General features: G+C 62.8%; 1 protein-coding gene. It reads left to right on the forward strand.

Translation table 11 applies throughout. The annotated features are described in order from the left end of the window. Positions 1–230: 230 nt before the first annotated feature. On the forward strand, positions 231–1,580 hold the full coding sequence (locus tag PQR02_RS40315; protein WP_408243367.1) for an IS110 family RNA-guided transposase: 1,350 nt from the start codon (positions 231–233) through the stop codon (positions 1,578–1,580). Positions 1,581–1,625: the final 45 nt, after the last annotated feature.

Here is a 1,625-nt window from a genome sequence, read left to right on the forward strand (position 1 = left end):
CAGCGATCGCGGCATCCCACGGCCCCATGGATAGAAACGCACGGGTGCCTATACTGAAATGCGCCTGGACAGTGGTCGCTACGATTTTGGAGGCGATGACCCCGTCAAAAAACCTGGCCCAGGGGGAAGCTGCGGACCCGCTTGTGGTGGCGCCCAGTGCGACCCCGTTTAGGAATGTGACCCCATCCGAGTCCCCCGTCCGGCGTGCTCAACCATCGCGAGGTTCGATCATGCCCAGACTGCACAGCAAGCCCACAGGTCTGCCCGTCGTCAACGACAGGGCTGCAGCCATCGACATTGGATCCCGGTTCCATGTCGTTGCAGTGCCACCAGACCTGTGCGACCAGCCGGTACAGACTTTCCAGGCCTTCACTGGTGACCTTCAACTTATGGCCGACTGGATCGTGTCGCTTGGGATCAAAACCGTAGCGATGGAATCAACCGGCGTGTACTGGATCCCGGCCTACGAGATCCTCGAGGGCCGTGGTCTCGAGGTAATCGTGGCCAACGCACGCGAATCCCGCGCCGTGCCAGGTCGAAAGAGCGACGTCAACGACGCGCAGTGGCTGCAGCGGCTCCATGCCTGCGGCCTGTTGCGCCCAAGCTTCAGACCCAGCGGCGACATCGCTGCGCTTCGAGCCTATCTGCGGCTTCGGGAACGGCATCTGGACTACGCGGCCGCACACATCCAGCATATGCAGAAGGCGCTGACCTTCATGAACCTTCAACTGCACCATGTCGTCTCCGACGTGACGGGAGCCACAGGGATGCGCATCATCCGCGCCATCGTCGCCGGAGAGCGTGATGCCGGCGTGCTGGCTGCGATGCGTGAGCGCAACTGCAGGTCCAGTGTCGAGACGATCCGGGCCGCCCTGGTGGGCAACTACCAGCCCGAACACGTCTTCGCGCTGCAACAGGCCCTGGCACTGTATGACTTCTACCAGGCCCGCGTCGATGAATGCGATGCCCAGATCGAGCGCACGCTGGCGATGCTTGCCGCCGACAGGCCCGTACCGCAACAGCCATTGGGAAAGGTGCGCAGCCAGACCCGACAACCCAACGCACTGAGCTTCGACGTGCGTCTCCTCATGTACCAGCTCGCTGGCGTCGATCTCACCCAGATCCATGGAATCGGTCCCTACCTGGCTGTGCGTCTCGTTGCCGAATGCGGCACCGATCTCAGCCGATGGCCCACCGCCAAGCACTTCACCTCCTGGCTGACCCTGTCGCCAGGGTGCAAGGTGAGCGGCGGCAAGGTCCTGTCCTCACATACGCGCAAGACCACCAATCGCGTGGCTGCCCTGCTGCGGCTGGCTGCCGTCACGGTGGGAAAGACCAGCACGGCGCTGGGTGCGTTCTACCGCCGGCTGGCGGCTCGCATCGGCAAGGCCAAAGCCGTCACCGCCACCGCGCGCAAGATCGCCGTACTGTTCTACAACGCCATGCGCTTCGGCATGCAATACGTCGACCCGGGAGCCGACCACTACGAACAGCGCTACAAGGAGCGTGTCATCAAGCAGTTGTACAGGCGGGCAGCCGAGTTCGGCTTCTGCCTCCAACCCACGCAGGGCGTTTCTTAGGAATCGTTCTCCAAAGTCAATTGCCCGATTTTCGCGTGCAACACC

This window comes from Paraburkholderia sediminicola, assembly GCF_046026895.1.
GTDB classification, from domain to species: domain Bacteria; phylum Pseudomonadota; class Gammaproteobacteria; order Burkholderiales; family Burkholderiaceae; genus Paraburkholderia; species Paraburkholderia sediminicola_C.

Coding starts and splice junctions, on each gene's coding strand:
- PQR02_RS40315 (WP_408243367.1), top strand. CDS start 231: ATGCCCAGACTGCACAGCAAGCCCACAGGTCTGCCCGTCGTCAACGAC.